The organism is Winslowiella toletana (genome assembly GCF_032164335.1).
In the GTDB taxonomy this organism is placed as follows: domain Bacteria; phylum Pseudomonadota; class Gammaproteobacteria; order Enterobacterales; family Enterobacteriaceae; genus Erwinia; species Erwinia toletana_A.
On record NZ_CP134152.1, the window covers coordinates 1,725,184 to 1,740,250 of the forward strand.

General features: G+C 54.3%; 13 protein-coding genes. 5 read left to right on the plus strand and 8 right to left on the minus strand.

What is annotated here, in order from left to right; all coding sequences use genetic code 11:
- Nucleotides 1-59 precede the first annotated feature (59 nt).
- Together poxB and RIN69_RS08150 are read right to left on the minus strand one after the other, a co-directional pair.
- On the minus strand, nt 60-1,781 hold the full coding sequence (gene poxB / locus RIN69_RS08145; RefSeq protein WP_313856728.1) for a ubiquinone-dependent pyruvate dehydrogenase: 1,722 nt from the start codon (nt 1,779-1,781) through the stop codon (nt 60-62).
- A 159-nt stretch (nt 1,782-1,940) separates the two neighbouring features.
- Entirely contained in the window at nt 1,941-2,840 is a 900-nt protein-coding gene (locus tag RIN69_RS08150; protein ID WP_313856729.1) for a lysine exporter LysO family protein, read from the minus strand.
- A gap of 138 nt (nt 2,841-2,978) precedes the next feature.
- On the opposite strand from RIN69_RS08150, the gene RIN69_RS08155 reads away from it, so the two are divergent.
- A complete protein-coding gene (locus RIN69_RS08155) occupies nt 2,979-4,643 on the plus strand; it encodes an ATP-dependent endonuclease (protein ID WP_313856730.1) in 1,665 nt (554 codons plus the stop codon).
- A 128-nt stretch (nt 4,644-4,771) separates the two neighbouring features.
- Here RIN69_RS08155 and cspD read toward each other — a convergent pair whose 3' ends face one another.
- A complete protein-coding gene (cspD, locus tag RIN69_RS08160) occupies nt 4,772-4,999 on the minus strand; it encodes a cold shock-like protein CspD (RefSeq protein WP_313856732.1) in 228 nt (75 codons plus the stop codon).
- Nucleotides 5,000-5,320: 321 nt separating this feature from the next.
- Between cspD and clpS the strand changes: the two genes are divergently transcribed.
- Both clpS and clpA read left to right on the plus strand, forming a co-directional pair.
- A complete protein-coding gene (clpS, locus tag RIN69_RS08165) occupies nt 5,321-5,641 on the plus strand; it encodes an ATP-dependent Clp protease adapter ClpS (RefSeq protein WP_313856734.1) in 321 nt (106 codons plus the stop codon).
- 58 nt (nt 5,642-5,699) lie between these two features.
- Nucleotides 5,700-7,976, plus strand: coding sequence for an ATP-dependent Clp protease ATP-binding subunit ClpA (clpA, locus tag RIN69_RS08170; protein WP_313856735.1), 2,277 nt, complete (start codon nt 5,700-5,702; stop codon nt 7,974-7,976).
- Between the two features lie 122 nt (nt 7,977-8,098).
- Here the strand turns inward: clpA and infA are convergent, their stop codons facing one another.
- The 5 genes from infA to trxB all read right to left on the minus strand — a co-directional run bounded on the left by infA (nt 8,099) and on the right by trxB (nt 14,026).
- Nucleotides 8,099-8,317 (minus strand): translation initiation factor IF-1, encoded by a 219-nt coding sequence (infA, locus tag RIN69_RS08175; protein ID WP_002211347.1) that lies wholly within the window; start codon nt 8,315-8,317, stop codon nt 8,099-8,101.
- A 361-nt stretch (nt 8,318-8,678) separates the two neighbouring features.
- Entirely contained in the window at nt 8,679-9,371 is a 693-nt protein-coding gene (gene aat / locus RIN69_RS08180) for a leucyl/phenylalanyl-tRNA--protein transferase (protein ID WP_313856736.1), read from the minus strand.
- A 30-nt stretch (nt 9,372-9,401) separates the two neighbouring features.
- Nucleotides 9,402-11,132 carry a heme ABC transporter ATP-binding protein/permease CydC gene (cydC, locus tag RIN69_RS08185; RefSeq protein WP_313856738.1) on the minus strand — a complete coding sequence of 577 codons (1,731 nt, stop codon included), beginning with the start codon at nt 11,130-11,132 and terminating at the stop codon, nt 9,402-9,404.
- Entirely contained in the window at nt 11,132-12,901 is a 1,770-nt protein-coding gene (cydD, locus tag RIN69_RS08190) for a heme ABC transporter permease/ATP-binding protein CydD (protein ID WP_313856740.1), read from the minus strand. Before cydD ends, cydC begins: the two co-directional genes overlap by 1 nt.
- Nucleotides 12,902-13,057: 156 nt before the next feature.
- Nucleotides 13,058-14,026 carry a thioredoxin-disulfide reductase gene (gene trxB, locus RIN69_RS08195; protein WP_313856741.1) on the minus strand — a complete coding sequence of 323 codons (969 nt, stop codon included), beginning with the start codon at nt 14,024-14,026 and terminating at the stop codon, nt 13,058-13,060.
- Here trxB and RIN69_RS08200 point away from each other — a divergent pair.
- Together RIN69_RS08200 and lrp are read left to right on the plus strand one after the other, a co-directional pair.
- On the plus strand, nt 14,025-14,330 hold the full coding sequence (locus RIN69_RS08200; RefSeq protein WP_313856742.1) for a hypothetical protein: 306 nt from the start codon (nt 14,025-14,027) through the stop codon (nt 14,328-14,330). The two genes, trxB and RIN69_RS08200, sit on opposite strands and share 2 nt — an antisense overlap.
- A 217-nt stretch (nt 14,331-14,547) precedes the next feature.
- Nucleotides 14,548-15,042, plus strand: coding sequence for a leucine-responsive transcriptional regulator Lrp (gene lrp / locus RIN69_RS08205; protein WP_006118610.1), 495 nt, complete (start codon nt 14,548-14,550; stop codon nt 15,040-15,042).
- Nucleotides 15,043-15,067: the final 25 nt, after the last annotated feature.

A 15,067-nucleotide genomic window follows, 5' to 3' on the forward strand; every position in this document is an offset into this window, starting at 1 on the left:
GTTGCTCTCCTGATTAAAAACGGGCGCCGCAGCGCCCGTAACAAGTTCCCACCAATGTTTTACCGCAGCCAGTTGGTTTTCGCCAGTTCAACCACTTCATCACCCCGACCGCTGATGATTGCGCGCAGCATATACAGACTGAAGCCTTTCGCCTGCTCCATTTTAATCTGCGGCGGCATCGCCAGTTCATCGGTGGCGGTGACGACATCCACCAGTACCGGGCCGTCATGGGCAAACGCCTGCTCCAGCGCCGCGTCCACCTCCGAGGCTTTTTCCACCCGGATGCCTTTCACGCCACAGGCATTAGCAATCGCAGCAAAATTCGGATTTTCCAGCTCGGTGCCGTCGGTGAGATAGCCACCGGCTTTCATCTCCATCGCCACAAAACCCAGTACGCTGTTGTTAAATACCACGATTTTGATCGGCAATTTCAGCTGCGCCACTGACAGGAAGTCGCCCATCAGCATGCTAAAGCCACCATCACCGCTCATCGCCACCACCTGACGCTGTTTATTCAGTGATTGCGCACCCAGCGCCTGCGGCATGGCATTCGCCATTGAGCCGTGGCTGAATGAACCGAGCAGGCGGCGTTTGCCGTTCATTTCCAGATATCGCGCCGCCCAGACGGTCGGCGTACCGACATCGCAGGTAAAAATCGCGTCTTCACTGGCGTAATGGCTGATTTGTCGGGCAAGGTATTGCGGATGAATCGCCTGCTTATCATTGGCTGTAGCCAAATCGTCGAGGCTTTTCCGCGCATCCGCGTAGTGTTCCAGCGCCTTATCGAGGAAGTGACGGTCGGTCTTTTCTTCCAGCTGCGGCAGCAGCGCCGTCAGGGTGGATTTGATATCACCCAGCAGCGCCATGTCGACATGACTGTGCGCGCCAATGCTGCCTGGATTGATATCAATCTGAATAATTTTGGCGTCAGCCGGATAAAACGCGCGGTAAGGGAACTGCGTACCGAGCAGCACCAGGGTATCCGCATTCATCATCGCGTGATAACCGGAGGAGAAGCCGATCAGCCCGGTCATGCCAACGCTGTAGGGATTGTCATACTCGATATGTTCTTTGCCGCGCAGCGCGTGAACCACCGGCGCTTTCAACGTGGCGGCCAGTTGCACCACTTCCTGATGCGCACCGGCACAGCCGCTGCCACACATTAAGGTAATATTTTTCGCCTGATTCAGCGCCTCCACCAGCTTGGCCATTTCACCGGCTGGTGGTTGAATCACCGGATGCTGCGGTGGATACCAGTCAGCCGTCGCCCCTTCAGGGGCTGCCTGTAGCGCCACGTCGCCGGGCAACACCACCACAGAGACACCGCGATTGAGGATAGCTTTACGCATCGCGATCCCCAGTACCTGCGGCAGCTGCTCAGGATTTGATACCAGTTCACAGTAATGGCTGCATTCACGGAACAATTCCTGCGGATGGGTTTCCTGAAAATAACCGCTGCCGATTTCGCTGGAAGGAATGTGGGCGGCAATAGCCAGTACCGGTACCTGGTTACGGTGGCAGTCGAACAGGCCGTTTATCAGATGCAGGTTGCCCGGCCCGCAGGAACCGGCGCAAACCGCCAGCTCACCGCTGATTTGCGCTTCGGCACCGGCGGCAAAGGCGGCGACTTCCTCATGGCGCGTCGGCATCCACTCAATGGTGCCCATACGGTTCAGGCTGTCGCTAAGTCCGTTCAGTGAATCCCCGGTCACGCCCCAAATGCGTTTTACGCCGGCGCTTTCTAAAGTTTTTGCCAGCAGAGCGGCAACGCTTTGTTTCATCCTTTTCTCCTCATTATGGTCAACGGCTAACCTGCCAGTGACCTTTATTCACCAGAAAAGCATAGTCGAAGGAAATGAAACGGGAATTGCACCAGCAGGGGGAAAGTGTGAATTGATGTTGTCGCCACGGGGTTAGCAGGCCCCGTGGCAGATAGCGTATTACGAGGAAAACAGCGCGATTAACACCGGAGCCAGCAAACTCAGTGCAAAACCATGCACAATCGCTGCGGGTACAATCTCTGTTCCGCCGCTGCGTTGCAGCACCGGCAGGGTGAAATCCATTGAGGTGGCACCGCACAGACCCAGCGCGGTACTGCGATGGCGGCGAACCAGCGTCGGGATCAGCATAATTGCCAACAGCTCGCGCAGCAGATCATTAAAGAAGGCCGCGCTGCCGATGACGGGCCCAAACGCTTCCGTCATCAAAATTCCTGACAGAGAATACCAGCCGTAGCCGGAAGCCATTGCCAGCCCGGTTTTCAGCGGCAGATCGAGCAGCAGTGCGGCAATCATGCCTCCGACCAGCGCGCTGACCGCCACCACCAGCGCCACGATCATGCCGCGACGATTAAGTATGATCTGACGTAAGCTCATACCGCTGCCGCGCAGCTGGATGCCGACCAGAAACAGCAGCAGGATCAGCGCGTACTCGCTGGCCGCCGCGGCATAGTGCAACGGTGGCCACTCGCTTAATCCCAGAACAAAACCGAAAACCACCACGCCGCACAGCTTCAGTGACTCTAGCGCCATATGCAGACGCGACGGCAGCGCCTGCTGCTTGTGCTGGTGTACCCAAGGTTTACGCCGCTCCAGCAGCCACAGCGCCAGCAGATTACAGGCCATAATGCATACCACGCTGACCGCCGCGTAATGAAAAATCGACAGCAGATTACTGCTCAGGTTGTCGAGAAACGCCAGGCTGATACCCATAAAGAACAGAATGACGTACACCATGCCGCTCAGTAGTCGGTTGATCAGGCGCAACCACACCGGACGCGTTAACCGCAGTAAATATCCCAAAATCAAAGGTACAAGAATAATCAGTAGTCCCGAATACATAACGCCGGCTGGTCCTTATAAAAAAGTGGCAACACGCTATCCAAAAACCACCGTTGAGTAAAGCAATGTTCAGCAGCATCACTTGACCTGTCGCCAGCTGGCGGTCATTCTCAAATAAAAGCGGGATGAGGAGAGCCTATGATTCTGGAAAATATCGAAATTGTTGGATTCCGCGGCCTGAACCGATTATCGCTGGCGCTGGAAAATAATAATGTGCTGATCGGGGAAAATGCCTGGGGTAAATCCAGCCTGCTTGATGCGCTGACGCTATTGCTGTCACCGCAGGCCACGCTTTATCAGTTTGTGCTCAATGACTTTCACTTCCCGCCCGGCAATCTTAACCAGCGCACACGCCATGTACAGGTGACTTTCACCTTTCGTCAGCGGCACTCTTATCCGGCTCATGCGCCGCGCTATCGCTCGCTGCGCGATCTCTGGCAGCGCGGCTCAGACGGCGTACCGCGGCTGGTGTATCAGGTGAGCGGCGAACTTGATGACGATCAGCAGGCCACCACCCGCCGTCAGTTTCTTGACGCTCATCAGCAGGTCATTACCACAACGGATGAGGCCGCAGTGAAGACGCTGATGGCGCTGCATCCGGTGCTGCGGCTGCGTGATGCGCGTTTCAATCGTCGGCTGCGCCACGAGACACCCGCCACGCACACTGAGCCTGATTTGAGTGCGCTGGCCGGTCAGATCGACAGCCTGACGCGCGATTTAAATGTCCGTCCTGAACATCTTAGCGACAGCGCGCTGCGTGACGGGCTGAAAACCATGCAGCAACTGCTGGAACATTACTTTTCCGTTCAGTCGCCGGAGAACAGCGAGCAGCCGGGCAGGGTGCCGCACAGCGCGCGCGAATCTCATCAGGGATGGCGTCATCTGAATAATATTAATCAGCTGATTGCCGATGCTGACAGCCGCAGCCGACGGTTGATTATGCTGCGGATATTTACCTTACTGGCGCAGGCGCGCGGTGCGTGGCAGCTGGATGCCGATGCCCGCCCGTTGCTGCTGGTGGAGGATCCGGAAACCCGCCTGCATCCGATTATGCTGTCGGTGGCCTGGGGATTACTGGAACTGCTGCCACTGCAAAAAATCACCACCACTAACTCTTCAGAACTGCTGTCGCAGGTGCCAATGGAGCAGGTTTGCCGGCTGGTGCGCGAGCCGTCACGCGTTGCTGCCTGGCGGCTGGGCCCAGGCGGTATGAGCGCTGAAGACAGTCGACGCATCGCTTTTCATATTCGTTTCAGCCGCCCCTCGGCGCTGTTCGCACGCTGCTGGCTGCTGGTGGAGGGAGAAACCGAAGTCTGGGTGATGAATGAACTGGCGCGCCAGTGCGGCCATCACTTCGAAGCGGAAGGGGTGAAAGTGATAGAGTTTGCCCAATCCGGGCTGCGCCCGCTGCTGAAATTTGCCCAGCGAATGGGTATTGAATGGCACGTGCTGACTGACGGCGACGATGCCGGGAAAAAGTATGCTGCCACTGCACGCAGTATGTGCAGCGATCATCAGCTGCGCGAGCGCGATCGTCTGACCACGCTACCGGCGCTGGATATGGAGCATTTTCTGTATAAGCAGGGGTTTAACGAGGTTTATCACCGGATAGCACATTTGCCAGCCAATGTGCCGATGAACCTGCGGCGCATTATCGCTAAGGCGATTCAGCGCTCGTCGAAGCCGGAACTGGCGATTGCGGTGGCGATGGACGCCGCCGGGCGCGGAACTGAGTCAATTCCGCCAATCCTGCGGCAGATGTTTGCGCGCGTACTGTGGCTGGCACGCGGGCAGGCGGATTAGTTGCAGGGTTGAAAAGGCCAAAAGCGACCCAATTTTACTGGTAAGCGTGATGAGTCTGAGAAAAAAAAATGCCAGCATCTGTGGCTGGCATTTTTCGGTAGGGTTGTACAAAATACCTGAGAAAATGGTCAGGCACTGACGGTGGCCGCCACTTCTACTGGAACAATAAGGCTGGCATGATTGCCTTTAGGCCCTTCGTGTAAATCAAACTGGACTTGTTGCCCGGCTTTCAGCGTTCTGTAACCATCCATCTGAATCGTCGAGTAGTGCGCGAAAATATCCTCGCCGCCACCGACAGGACAGATAAAGCCGAAGCCTTTGGCGTTATTGAACCATTTAACAGTACCCGTCTCCATGCTTCTACATCCCTCGCAAGACATTTATAAGTAGTGAGGTGATCTGGCTTTCAGCCCAAGCTGCTTAAAACTCAATCAGCTTATGCCTGTACAATGTAGAGAAAACGGACTTAGCGTCAAGCTTATGGCCCTGTGAGACGGCGACCAAATCCTCAAAATTTGAGGCAGTTAACGCTATTGCGAATTTTGTGATGAAGGTCGCGCAACGGCAGTATCAGATAAAATTTCAACCGCGCTGGACAAATCGTCAGGCGTGTTAAACTTAATGCACGGCATGATAATCTGATGCCAGCACGTCACGAACAATAATCACGGATTACTATGGGAAACACTAACGACTGGCTTAACTTTGAACATCTTGCAGAAGATAAACTGCGTGAGGAGCTTAAGCCGCCCTCGATGTATAAAGTGATACTGCACAATGATGACTATACACCGATGGAATTTGTTATTGACGTACTGCAAAAGTTCTTTTCTTATGATGTTGAACGTGCAACGCAACTGATGCTTACGGTTCACTATCATGGTAAAGCTATTTGTGGTGTTTTCACCGCCGAAGTAGCTGAAACCAAGGCCGCACACGTGAACCAGTACGCCAAAGATAACGAGCATCCGTTGCTATGTACGCTGGAAAAAGCCTGATCGGTTTTCTGCTCCATTCGGGAGTGGTCTGTCAGGCGATAATTGGGGGAGGTGCCTAATGCTCAATCAAGAACTGGAACTCAGTTTAAACATGGCTTTCGCCAGAGCGCGCGAGCACCGTCATGAGTTTATGACCGTCGAGCATCTGTTGCTGGCACTGCTCAGCAACCCGTCGGCCAGAGAGGCACTGGAAGCCTGCACGGTGGATATTGTTGCTCTGCGTCTGGAGCTCGAAGCCTTCATCGAACAAACCACACCGGTGCTGCCAGCCAGCGAAGAGGAGCGCGACACTCAGCCGACGCTCAGCTTCCAGCGCGTGTTGCAGCGGGCGGTATTCCATGTTCAGTCATCCGGACGCAGTGAGGTTTCGGGCGCGAACGTGCTGGTGGCGATTTTCAGCGAACAGGAATCACAGGCGGCTTACCTGCTGCGTAAGCACGAAGTCAGCCGACTGGATGTGGTCAACTTTATCTCCCACGGTACGCGCAAAGATGAACCTGGCCAGGCGCCAGGGGCAGAAAATCCGGTTAACGAAGAGCAAGCAGGCGGGGAGGAACGTATGGAAAACTTCACCACCAACCTTAATCAGCTTGCTCGCGTTGGCGGTATCGATCCGCTGATCGGGCGCGATAAAGAGCTGGAACGCGCTATTCAGGTACTGTGCCGTCGCCGCAAAAATAACCCGCTGCTGGTGGGTGAGTCGGGCGTGGGTAAAACCGCCATTGCTGAAGGACTGGCCTGGCGCATTGTGCAGGGCGACGTGCCTGAAGTGATCAAGGACTGCACCATCTATTCGCTGGATATCGGTTCGCTGTTAGCCGGCACCAAATACCGTGGTGACTTTGAAAAACGTTTTAAAGCGTTGCTGAAACAGCTTGAGCAGGATACCAGCAGTATTCTGTTTATCGATGAGATCCACACCATTATTGGTGCGGGCGCGGCGTCAGGCGGGCAGGTCGATGCGGCCAACCTGATTAAACCGCTGCTGTCGAGCGGCAAAATCCGCGTGATGGGTTCGACGACTTATCAGGAATTCAGCAATATCTTCGAAAAAGATCGTGCGCTGGCGCGTCGTTTCCAGAAGATCGATATCACTGAGCCGTCGATCGATGAAACCGTGCAGATCCTCAATGGTCTGAAGCCGAAGTACGAAGCGCACCATGATGTACGCTATACCGCTAAAGCGGTGCGTGCAGCGGTTGAGCTGGCGGTGAAATATATCAATGACCGTCATTTGCCGGACAAAGCGATCGATGTGATCGATGAAGCCGGGGCGCGCAGCCGGTTGATGCCGGTGAGCAAGCGTAAGAAAACCGTTAATGTCGCCGATATCGAGTTAGTAGTGGCGCGCATTGCGCGTATTCCAGAGAAGAGTGTCTCGGCAACCGATCGTGATACGCTGAAAACGCTTGGCGACCGCCTGAAGATGCTGGTGTTCGGTCAGGATAATGCCATTGAGGCGTTAACCGAAGCGATTAAAATGAGTCGTGCTGGCCTGGGTCAGGATCGTAAACCGGTCGGTTCATTCCTGTTTGCTGGCCCAACTGGCGTTGGTAAAACCGAAGTGACCGTGCAGCTGGCGAAAGCGCTGGGGATTGAACTGCTGCGTTTTGATATGTCCGAATATATGGAACGTCACACCGTCAGCCGTTTAATTGGTGCGCCTCCGGGCTATGTCGGTTTCGATCAGGGCGGCCTGCTGACCGATGCGGTGATCAAACATCCGCATGCGGTTCTGCTGCTGGACGAAATTGAGAAAGCGCACCCGGATGTCTTTAACCTGCTGTTGCAGGTAATGGACAACGGTATGCTGACTGATAATAACGGTCGCAAAGCGGATTTCCGCAATGTGATTTTGGTGATGACCACTAACGCCGGCGTGCGTGAGACCGAGCGTAAGTCCATCGGCCTGATCCAGCAGGATAACAGTACCGATGCGATGGAAGAGATCAAAAAGATCTTTACCCCGGAATTCCGCAACCGTCTCGACAATATTATTTGGTTCAAACACCTGTCGGCAGAAGTCATCCATCAGGTGGTCGACAAGTTTATTGTTGAACTGCAGGCGCAGCTGGACGCGAAAGGCGTGTCGCTGGAAGTCAGTGATGAAGCCCGTGAATGGCTGGCAGTGAAGGGTTACGATAAAGCGATGGGCGCTCGTCCGATGGCGCGCACCGTGCAGGAGAGCCTGAAAAAACCGCTGGCTAACGAGCTGCTGTTTGGTTCGCTGGTAGATGGTGGGTCAGTGTCAGTGGCGCTGGATAAAGAGAATAACCAGCTCACTTATCACTTCCTGAGTGCGCAGAAGCGTAAAACCGAAGGTACGGTGCATTAACCGTATCATTATCACAGGGAGCCGTTTTCGGCTCCCACAAATAATAAAGGCCGGATAATAAATTATCCGGCCTTTTTTTACGGGTGTCGCTCGCTTAACGCATCGACACTGAATGGGGCAAATCAGCGACTACGGAAGACAATGCGGCCTTTGCTCAGGTCGTACGGGGTCAGCTCTACAGTGACTTTGTCGCCCGTCAGGATGCGGATATAGTTTTTGCGCATTTTACCGGAGATATGAGCGGTAACCACGTGCCCGTTTTCCAATTCAACGCGGAACATGGTGTTAGGTAACGTATCAAGTACGGTACCTTGCATTTCAATATTGTCTTCTTTGGCCATCGAATCCTCTAGGTAGACTACCTTAGTTTTGAACCGGCAAGATAATGCCGAATTTCAAGTATTATGTAAACAATTGTTGGTGATGTCACCAGCACTTGCTGCGATTGATGCGATTTACATCGTCAGCAGCAGGCGAATAAATATTGGGTGTGATGACGTCAGCGGGGGAATAGCGAGCTAAGAATCTGCTTTAAGTCTGCATCATTCGCACAATTAAAACAGTTCAGAAACGGTGCGTTGAGAGATTCCCAGCCTGGTAATTCCGGCTCGCTGATGGTGCAGCGAACGGCGGACGACATACCAAACGCGCATATTATAGCACTGTTATCTGCAATTGCGTGGAAAACCTCATTTTCAAGTATTAAAAAAGCCGTTGCCCTTGCCAGCAGCCGTTGCTCACCGGCTGTTGTGCCAGCGAATGCAGCCGTGCAAGCCAGTCTGCGCGTGAAATCTCTCTGGCGCCTAATGAGGCAGTGTGCGGATTTAATACCTGACAATCAATCAGTTCCCCGCCATGCTGGCTAAAGTGCTGGCTGAACACCAGTAACGCGGTTTTTGAGGCATTTTCGCTTCGACTGAACATCGATTCGCCGCAGAAAACTTTTCCCAGCGCCATCCCATACAGGCCACCGACTAAGCGATCCTCAAGCCACACCTCGACTGACTGGGCATTGCCCATGGTGAATAATTTCAGCCATGCCTGTTTTACCTGTGGCGTAATCCAGGTTCCCTCATGGCGTTCGCTGGCACAGCCCTCAATCACGGCCTCAAATGCCTGATTCAGGGTGACGTGATAGGGGGAGCGGCGATGAAAGCGTTTCATGCTGCGGCTGAGATGAAACTGCTCGGGAAACATTACCGCGCGCGGATCGGGCGACCACCAGAGAATCGGATCGCCGGGTGAGAACCACGGGAAAATTCCGCGCTGATAAGCATTAAGCAAGCGCGCAGGGCTGAGATCGCCGCCCATTGCCAGCAAGCCATTTGGTTCTTTCAGCGCCATTTCGGCTGGCGGAAAATTCAGCGAGTCACGTGAGAGTTGGATCAGTCGCATAGTCTGTTTTCACCGGGCAAGGAACTTACACTATAGCGCAAAGCGCTGGTGAAAATGCCAGTAACGACCACGTCTGGCAATCAATTCCGCATGATTCCCCTGTTCAAGAATCGCTCCCTGATCCATCACGTAAATACGGTCGAGTTTATCCAGCCCCTGCAAGCGGTGAGTGACCATTATCAGCGTTTTACTGCTGCCCAGTTGCCACAGCAGCTCAAGGATCTGACGCTCGGTTTCGGCATCCAGCCCTTCGGTCGGCTCATCCAGCAGCAGCAAATCGCTGTCATGAAGCAGCGCGCGGGCAATACCGAGACGGCGTAATTCACCGCCGGAGAGCTGACGTCCACCTTCACCAACCCAGGCATTCAGCCCTTCTTCGTTCTCCAGCAGCTTACCGAGGCCAACCTGCTGTAAAACCGCAGTCAGCGCATCATCACTGCTGGCGGGCGCGGCCAACAGCAGGTTATCGCGCAGTGTCTGGCTGAACAGATGCACGCGCTGGCTGACCACGCTGGTGCTGGCTCGCAGCGAGGCTTCATCCCAGTCGCGCAGCGGCAGGCCTGCCAGCAGTATGTCACCGGCTTGTGGATCCCATGCGCGGGTCAGCAGCTGCAACAGCGTCGACTTGCCACATCCGGTGCGGCCCAGTAGCGCAATCTTCTCTCCGCGGGCAACCGACAGCGACACGCCGTTAATCGCCGGACGAGTGGCGGAAGGGTAGCTGAAGCTGACGTTATTCAGCATCACAGACATGCCGTCCGGTCGGGCATGTTGCTGCTGCGGAAAACTGACGGCCGCTGGCTGGTCAATTATCTGGTTGACGCGCACGGCAGAGGCCACCACCTGGCCTAAATGCTGGAAGGCTGCACCTACCGGTGCCAGCGCTTCAAACGACGCCAGCGCGCAGAACACGAAAAGCGCAATCAGCGCGCCGGGCTGGGTCATTTCACCCACTCCGCCGGCGCTGAGCCACAGCAGTAATGTGACGGTCACGCCGCTAATCAGCAGAATCATCGCCTGTGATAATCCACCCAGACTGGCCTGTTGACGCTGCGCTTTTTGCCACTGGCGTTCGGTCTCATCCAGACGCGCACGATAGGTGCTGGCGGCACCGTAGATTTTCAGTTCTGCGCTGCCCTGCAGCCAGCGAATCAGCTGCAGACGATACTGACCGCGCAGCAGCGTAATAGCTTCACCTGCCGGACGACCGGCGCGATAAAATAGCGGCGGCATCACCAGCAGCGTCAGCAGCATAATCAGCCCAAGCGTCGTGGCCAGTTGACTGTCCAGAAAGCTCAGGCCAAAGGTCACCAGCAGGATGACCATCAATGCGCCGACCAGCGGTGAAATGACCCGTAAATAGAGATGATCGAGCGTATCGACGTCCGCGACCAGGAGATTGAGTAATTCCCCCTGACGAAAGCGCGCAATACCGGCAGGGGAGAGCGGCAGCAATTTGCTGAAAGTGAACACCCGCAAATGTTGCAGCACGCGGAAAGTACCGTCGTGACTGACCAGCCGCTCAAAATAACGCGCCGCGGTGCGGGTAATCGCCGCGCCGCGCACGCCAGCAGCCGGCAGCATATAATTAAAGGTGTACAGGCCAGCAAAGCCCGCCAGCGACGAGGCGGCGAGAAACCAGCCCGATAGCGTCAGCAAACCGATGCTTGCCAGCAGGGTGATGATCGCCAGCAGTACGCCCAGCGTTAAGCGAACAAAGTGTCGACGATAGAGCTTCAGAAAAGGCAGAAGGGCTTTCATTATTCAATGGCTCCCTGGCGCTGAGATAACAGTTCGGCAAATGGCCCATTCTGCGCCACCAGCGCATCCCAGCTGCCTTGCTGAATCAGCTGGCCATCGCGCATTACCCAGATTTCATCCCACTGTGACAGCTGATTCAGCTGATGAGTGACCAGCAGCGTGGTTTGTTGTTGTGAAGCCTGCAACAGTGTGCGCATCACCTGATGTTCACTGTCACTGTCGAGGCTGGCGCCTGGCTCATCGAGCAGCATCAGCCTCGACGGTTTCAGCAGTGCACGTGCTACCGCCACGCGCTGCGCCTGTCCCACTGACAGGCGGGCAGCATGATCGCCAATTTCAGTATCCAGCCCCTGCGGCAGTTGCGCCAGAAACTCACCGACGCCAGCCTGCTGGATAGCGTGCTGCAGTTGCGCCGTATCGCCCGACTCACCTGACAGCAGATTGCCGCGCAGCGTCGTTGCCGGTAACTGTGGATTTTGCCCAACCCACGCCAGCTGCTGCTGCCAGTGCCCGGCGCTGAGTTCACGCAGTTCAATACCGTTTACCGTCAACGAACCCTGATAGGGCAGAAAACCAGACAGAACATTCAGCAGCGAGCTTTTACCCGCGCCGCTTTGCCCGACCAGCGCCACCCGCTGCCCGGGTTGCAGGGTAAAAGTAAGCGGCCCGGCCAGCACTGAGCCAGCAGGTGACAGGATAACCAGCTGGCTGGCGATCAGCGTCAGCGCGTCATCGGCGTTAAGCATCCGCTCGCCTTGTGCCACGGTGATTTCATCAGTCTCGCTGAGGAAGGTATGCAGCGAATCGGCAGCCCCTACCGCCTGCGCTTTAGCATGATAAAAAGTACCGAGGTCGCGCAGCGGCTGGAAAAACTCCGGTGCGAGGATCAGCACCAGAAAACCGGCAAACAGCGTAACGCCGGTGCCGTAATGACCGAAGTTAAGTTCACCCAGATAGGAGAAACCAAAGTAGACCGCCACAATAGCAATAGAGAGTGACGCGAAAAATTCCAGAACCGCCGAGGAGAGGAAGGCAAGGCGCAATACTTCCATAGTGCGCTGGCGAAAACTCTCTGAGGCAGTATTAATATTGTCGGTTTCAGCGGCGGCGCGGTGGAACAGGCGTAAAGTTTCCAGACCCCGTAATCGATCAAGAAAATGGCCGCTCAGACGCGATAACGCCAGAAAGTTGCGGCGATTAGCATCCGCTGCCCCCATGCCTACCAGCGCCATAAACAGCGGGATTAGCGGGGCGGTAGCCAACAGAATAACCCCAGATGCCCAGTTGATCGGGAAGATGGCAATCAAAATAAAGCAGGGGATTAATACTGCCAGCGACATCTGCGGCAGATAGCGGGCATAGTAATCCTGCATCTCTTCTATCTGTTCCAGCAGCAGGCTTGCCCAGCTACCGGCCGGTTTACCCTGAATCCACGCCGGGCCTAACTTATCCAGACGATCTAATACCGTTTTACGCAGCGTGCGCCGTATTGCCAGCCCACAGTAAAAGCCAACACGTTCACGCAGCCAGCCAATCGCCGCCCTGACAATAAAGCAGCTTAACAGCAGCATAAAATCGCTGACTAATTCGCTACGCGGAATATTAAGCGCAACCAGCTTATGCAGCAGCGACGCCAATAACCAGGCTTGCGCAATGATTAACAGCGCGCTGATCAGGCCAAGCAGAAAAGAGAGGCGTAACCAACGGCGCGCATGCACGCTCTGTTGTTTCAGCCAGCGGGTAAGTTGTTGTTGACGTGTCTTGTTCATCAGTTACCGTTCTTGCAGAAAAACGAAACTGGCAGCCACCGGGGAGTGCCACATAAATGACCCAACGATAAGTCGCTGGCAATGGTACATGGCAGAATGAAAAAAGGCGACTGATGAGCAGTCGCCGTTGTAAAATTCGATCAGTGTTTTAACAACTTACTTATCGTTCTTAACTAATCCGTCAAGATAGCGTTCAGCGTCGAGCGCTGCCATACAACCGGTACCGGCTGAAGTAATCGCCTGGCGATAAATATGATCCATCACGTCACCGGCGGCAAACACCCCAGGAATACTGGTCTGGGTAGCATTGCCGTGAATACCCGACTGAACCTTGATATAACCGTTTTCCAGCTCCAGCTGACCGTTAAAGATAGCGGTGTTTGGACTGTGACCAATCGCCACAAACAGGCCGGCAACATCCAGCTGTTCAATCTCTTCACTTCCGGAAACCGCACGCAGACGCACACCAGTCACGCCCATCTGATCGCCGACCACTTCTTCCAGCGTCCGATCGGTATGCAGCACGATATTGCCGTTTTTAACTTTTTCCATCAGCCGGTCGATCAGGATTTTTTCAGCACGGAAGCTGTCACGGCGGTGAATCAGATGAACTTCTGCCGCGATATTTGCCAGATAAAGCGCTTCTTCAACGGCAGTATTGCCGCCGCCAATTACCGCCACTTTCTGGTTACGATAGAAAAAGCCGTCACAGGTAGCACAAGCGGAAACGCCTTTGCCTTTGAAGGCTTCTTCCGAAGGCAGACCCAGGTAACGAGCAGACGCGCCGGTTGCGATGATCAGAGCATCCGCGGTGTATTCACCGCTGTCGCCGGTCAGACGGAACGGACGATTCTGCAAATCAACGGTATGAATATGGTCGAAAATAATCTCGGTGTTGAACTTCACCGCATGCTCATGCATGCGTTCCATCAGCAGCGGGCCGGTTAATTCGCTCGGATCGCCTGGCCAGTTCTCCACGTCAGTGGTCGTGGTCAGCTGACCGCCTTTTTCCAGACCGGTAATCAGCACCGGATTCAGGTTAGCGCGCGCTGCGTAAACTGCGGCGGTATAGCCTGCTGGACCAGAGCCCAGAATTAATAATTTACTGTGTTTGGCCGTGCCCATGAGACCCTCGTTTGTTAACTGGCAAACATATTCAGGGATTGTAGGGAATTTAACGCCGCAACAAAAGCATTCTGAAATTTTGTTAACAATCGATGCAACAGTTTTGACCGATGAATCACGGGTGTCACGCTGCCGGGTAAAAAACCAGCAGCGGGCAGCAACAGCGCGCCGTTCAAAGCAAAAATACCTTTTTAAAAACAGTCGTGCAGCACGGCATATGGCATGTTGTACTGATTTTGTTTGTTTTACTTTGACAATCGGCTGCGCTTTTGCGAAAACATTATGGGAAGCAGAGGGTTTTTAGGGCAGCAGAGCAGGGTTTCATACCGTGTTTCGCACATTACTCCGAATAAACTCAGTCTGTCATTTGTCATGACGCATGGTGTGGACAGGCAACATGCGTCATATGGATGGCGCTTATCGAGCAACAGACTCAATGTCTTCACTTCAAACAACTCTGTTACATAGATGTCGTGCAGGGTGTGGCAGGTAAAGGGAAGGAATTAAGAGAGACAATAATAATGGTAGACAATAAAAAACGCCCCGGTAAAGATCTCGACAGAATCGACCGTAATATCCTCAATGAGCTGCAAAAGGATGGTCGAATTTCTAACGTCGAACTTTCCAAACGGGTTGGCTTATCGCCAACGCCGTGTCTTGAGCGCGTGCGTCGCCTGGAGCGTCAGGGTTTTATTCTTGGCTATACCGCGCAGCTGAACCCGCATTATCTTGATGCTTCACTGCTGGTTTTTGTTGAGATTACTCTGAATCGTGGTGCGCCCGACGTGTTTGAGCAATTTAACGCCGCAGTTCAAAAACTTGAGGAAACTCAAGAGTGTCACCTCGTTTCTGGCGATTTCGACTATCTGTTGAAAACGCGTGTTCCTGATATGTCGGCTTATCGTAAATTGCTGGGGGAAACCTTGCTGCGTCTGCCTGGTGTGAATGACACACGCACCTACGTTGTCATGGAAGAAGTGAAACAAAGTAACCGCTTAGTGATTAAAACGCGGTAACACAGGGCAGGTGCAAAACCTGATA